Source organism: Capnocytophaga sp. oral taxon 326 str. F0382 (assembly GCF_000318295.1).
Lineage (GTDB): Bacteria > Bacteroidota > Bacteroidia > Flavobacteriales > Flavobacteriaceae > Capnocytophaga > Capnocytophaga periodontitidis.
Window position 1 is genome coordinate 1 of the sequence record NZ_KB291400.1, and the last position, 4,692, is coordinate 4,692.

The following is a 4,692-nucleotide window of genomic DNA, read 5'->3' on the forward strand; positions in this document are numbered from 1 at the left end:
GAAAATTAGTGAGATAATTATAAATAAAGACTTTTATGCACTCTCAATTTCGTGGAAATTCGTGTTTCACATACCCAGCTACGCCAACTCGCTGGCTTTGTGGGAGATTAAAAATATTTCGCTGCTTCTTAAATATCGAACTTTTTACAAAAAAAAGACTCAGCAATTCCCATCGCCGAGCCTTTCAATTATTGTATAATTAAAATGAGATTTTGTGGTGAATAAGCCACCTATGAAAAAAACTTTTCGTTACTTGATGATCTAACAATTGAAAAAAGTGCTCCCATAGTTCTCCAAAAAGCAAATATGATTACCTTATTAAAAACATTTATGATGATTGCATCGTGAAGAACCCTCTTATTTTAACAAGTACTCAAAAAAAGAGAATACGGGAAGCACTTTTCACCACTAACTATTGTTGATCTTTGATAACATTGATTTCTACACGACGATTGATTTCTTTACCGCGTTCAGTATCATTGCTCTCAATAGGTCGTGTTTGTCCATAACCTTTAGCCTCGAGGCGTTTTTTGCTCACACCGTGGCGTGAAAGGTATTGCTTGATAGCATCAGCGCGATCTTGTGAGAGTTTGAGGTTGTGCTCAGGAGTACCAGTGTTATCAGTATGTCCTTCTACTACGAAGTTGAAATCGGGGTTTTCGTTCATAATGACAGCGATATTGTCCAAGATAAACTCAGCTTGTGGTTTTACTACCGATTTATCGGTGTCAAACAAGATGGTTTTTGCATACAAGTTGATTTGTTTTACCACACGTTGGGTACGGGCTCTGCGTTCTTCAGGGGTTTCTACACGAGTGATAGCTTTGTTAGCCGATACGCGTTTGCGGTCTTTTTTCTCTTTTACTTTAGGTTCTTTAGTGCGTTCTACGTGGTCTACGATAGGGTTTTCGCGAGCGGTAAGCGGCAATTTAAGCACTACGCCTGCACCCCATTGGTAGTAGTCGTGACCGGTGCCACCCCCTACGTTGTAGGCAGTGTTCACATTAGCACCCACTACATCTGTAAACCAGAAGTTTATACCAAGTCCTGCGATAAGTTTGAATTTGCTTTCGCTATCTACTGAAGCAAAGCCTACCCCCACTTGTGGATAAGGGTCGAGCCAAGGAAGCGCATCCCATAAACGGTTGAGGTGATAACGACCGCGTACGTCAAACGCCCAGTAAGTTTTGGCGTTTTCAAGTTTGGTTTCCTCTACATCAGGAAAGTAGGTTTGATCTTTCTTAATGCTTGCATACGCAAAACCCGCTTCGGCAGTGATGCCTTTTTTGATGTAGCGAGCGGCGTTGAGGCGGAAACCGATATTCATATCGGGATACCCAAACCAGTCTTTCATTACACTTCTTTCGGGCACCTTAAAGTCTACGGTGCTCACACCCGCCCCTACGAGCCAAGGGCGATAGTTATCTTGTGCTGTTACAGCACTCGCGCTGAGCGCTGCAATGGCAGCAATGGTATATATTTTAATTTTGTTCATTTCTTGTGATTTTTTTTAATTGTTTTATCCTCAGAGTTTTTTTCTGAGTTCCTCAGAGTTTCTCAGAGCCTTTCAGAGTTTCTCAGAGCCTTATTATTAATAGCCTCTTACACCACCTGTAAATACAGTAGTAATCCAAGGGTGTACAGTTTTCCACTCAGCAAGTGATCTGTTAGGCACATACAAGGCAGCATTGTTTGGCTTTCCTATAGGTCCTTGAGGCACAGCTCTATTATAATGATTAACACCTTCTGGAGTATACTTAAAAGTATTTTTGTCTATTTGAGTAGGAGCCTCTACCCCTATACGCAATTCTGCCAATGAGTTTTCAGTACCCACAAAAGCATAGTATCCTATTTTCTTAACATTTTTTCCTATGATTATAGAACGTATCGTAGCAGGGAAAATATTAAAATAACTATAATAATCACTATAATCACCATTCAATTGACCAGAATAATAGGCATGAAGTTCTTCTAAAGCAGGTAATTCTATTTTAGCAAGTTTAGTGTTATAGAAAGCACCGAAATAAATTGTTTTTACTTTAGGAGCAATAACAGTTGTTAAATTGCTTGAATTAGCAAAAGCGTGAGAGTTTACATATTCCACATTGTTAAGGTCTATTCTGGTAATAATAGGGTTTCCATAGAGTTTAGTAGCATCGCCCCCACTAGTACTACCACCATATACATATTTTACACTATAAGGCACTTTAGGTACTCTTGGGGCATTGGTAAAGCTGTATAGGGTTACATAATCCTTATTAGAAATACATAGAGATATTGACTACTGTAATTCCAGAACTTGGTCACGCGTTTTACTTTTACAGTAAGAGGTGCTTTTGAAGCATCGGTTTTGTGTTTGAGTTTGAACTCTAAAGGAGCAGAAGAATCGTAGTGGTTTTTAGCGGTTACCCTTACAATATTACCAGCTTGTGAACTAACTGTAATACGAGTAGAAGCTTCAGATGAAAGAGAGGAACTATCGTACTGATAACCATCAGGATATTCTACATCCACATAGTCGTTAGAGTTGGCTTCAGTTTTATCGCCATCAATATCTTTAATAGTGTATACGCCATCTCTCCAACCGGTATCGCGTGGAGCTACTTCTACAATAAGGGTAGCCTTGCGTTCAACACCCTCTTTGGTATCGGCAATTACAATTTCGTAAGTACCTTGAGTATTAGCACGGATATTTAAGGTGGTTGACACAGTACCTTGTACAATAGTGAGACCTGTACCTGCATTATCAGTAAAAGTAAAGTTATCCGAAACACCATCTAAAAATACAACGCGATCGTCTCGTTCTACCATATGGATAGTGTGTTTTGCCCCATTTCTAAAATAGAAGCTATCTTCAGTACTTGGGCGCGGTTTTTCACCTACCCCATCATCGGCATCCGATTTACAGCCTACAACGCAGGCAAGACTTAAAGATACAAATGCCATTAAAGCAAAAATTCTTTTTCTCATATTTTTTCTTTTTGTTTAATTACGCACTATGGCGTGGGTTATTTATCTGGTGCAAAGGTACAAACGGGAAAATAAACCCTCCAAATTAATTTAAGATATGCTTAACTTTATCACATCATTGAAGTAGTGAAGTAGTAGTGTTTTTAACAATTTTAACAATTCACAGCTGCTTTTTAATACCATTTTAACAGGTTGCAAGCTTAAAAATAGCCAATTGTAACTTATACGAGTAAAAAGTATTCATTTATACACTTTTATAACTCACTATAAATAAAACTCTTACAAAAATGTGACGTACTAATGACGTAGTACCTTAACAAATTCAAAATAATAGAAATGGGTAAAATGGTTACATAAAAATCAGTAAAATTACCTTTATTGAAGAACCAATTCTTGCTATTTTGCAAACTATTTTTTACCTTTGTAACCTGAAATTTAGTATTGATATGAACACCCCTCCTTATAAAAAAGCACTAAAATACCTCATTATCATCATCAGCGTGATGGTGGTATGCGCAGCTGTTGTGTTCTGGATAAACAGTGAGTTTGATACATTTGTTGCGGTCGTTTGTGCTGTATTGTGCAGTGTTGCACTCTCATTCTTATTTCTTTTTTACTACAGCTTTTACTACCATTGGGCGCGCCAATGGCTCTTAGCAGGCATACTAGTAGGGCTCGTTTTATTTTTGCTATTAGCACTTCAAAACGAATTAGAAAATGTCTATTCTGTTATGATGACTCCTAAAAAGTACGACAACTACCTCTCACTACAAACTCATACGCCCTACCGCAAAAACGGCAAAATCCTATCCCTGCTCTCCCCTAATCCCGATAAGAACTTGGAATACAACTTCCTCTTTCTAAACGAACACGCCCAGTTGGTATTGATGCAAAACGTCTATTACCCTCATTTCTACAAGTTTAACCGTCAAGGAATACTCATCGATAGCCTGCAACTAACGAACCAATGCGATTTTGAATACGCTTTTTTGGGTAGCTATTATGTAAATTTCAACGATAACCAAAGCCTCTCGTGGGCAATCGATGGCGATACACAACTCAAACCCATAACTATAGTAAACCATTCACCACAGTGGACTGATAAACAGCGGAGAACCTTCTTCAACGAAGTGCAAAATACCGCCGATTATTACTATATTTACGAGATTCGCAGTCAGGAATCCGACCAAAGTGATGAGCTAAACACCTCAAAATCTAAAGAAAAAGTATTCTTCTACAGAAATGAACGATGGCAGTATTTTTACCTGTCACCCAACGAGTATACCTATCAAAAAATACCTGAAAACGAACGTTCTAAAGGTGAAAACAACCCGCTTATCGGTGACTTTAGCGCGCGATTTACCAAAGAAACAACCTGCAAGCATCACAGCATACATCCACTTTATGTAACTGAAAATAACCGAGGTTTATACATAGACTTAGTAGCAAAAGGAGTGGTTTTTCACCTCCTCATTTCGCGCAATAACCCTATGTTTGGATCGATTGACTACCAGCCATTGTACTGTTTAAAAAACGGAGACGAACACTTAGAAACCTATCAAGATTTAATGTTCTACAGCAATACCCAGCTACTCTATCAATTGTTTTACAACAGCCGAGAAGTGTATATAATTAGAGAATTAGCAAATTAGAGAATTAGCAAATTTTCCTACCCGTGCGGCTCGCACAAATCGCTTTTGCATCATAAACTTTGTCAAAGTC

At 38.4% G+C, this 4,692-nt stretch carries 4 protein-coding genes; 1 reads left to right on the plus strand and 3 read right to left on the minus strand.

What is annotated here, in order from left to right; all coding sequences use genetic code 11:
- Positions 1 to 412 precede the first annotated feature (412 nt).
- The 3 genes from HMPREF9073_RS06620 to HMPREF9073_RS16255 form a co-directional block, all read right to left on the minus strand.
- A complete protein-coding gene (locus HMPREF9073_RS06620; protein ID WP_009413211.1) occupies positions 413 to 1,495 on the minus strand; it encodes an OmpA family protein in 1,083 nt (360 codons plus the stop codon).
- A gap of 96 nt (positions 1,496 to 1,591) precedes the next feature.
- On the minus strand, positions 1,592 to 2,206 hold the full coding sequence (locus tag HMPREF9073_RS16250; RefSeq protein ID WP_009413212.1) for a leucine-rich repeat domain-containing protein: 615 nt from the start codon (positions 2,204 to 2,206) through the stop codon (positions 1,592 to 1,594).
- Positions 2,207 to 2,244: 38 nt separating this feature from the next.
- Entirely contained in the window at positions 2,245 to 2,970 is a 726-nt protein-coding gene (locus HMPREF9073_RS16255; protein ID WP_009413213.1) for a hypothetical protein, read from the minus strand.
- Between the two features lie 446 nt (positions 2,971 to 3,416).
- Between HMPREF9073_RS16255 and HMPREF9073_RS06630 the strand changes: the two genes are divergently transcribed.
- On the plus strand, positions 3,417 to 4,622 hold the full coding sequence (locus HMPREF9073_RS06630; protein WP_009413214.1) for a hypothetical protein: 1,206 nt from the start codon (positions 3,417 to 3,419) through the stop codon (positions 4,620 to 4,622).
- The last annotated feature ends 70 nt before the right edge of the window (positions 4,623 to 4,692 follow it).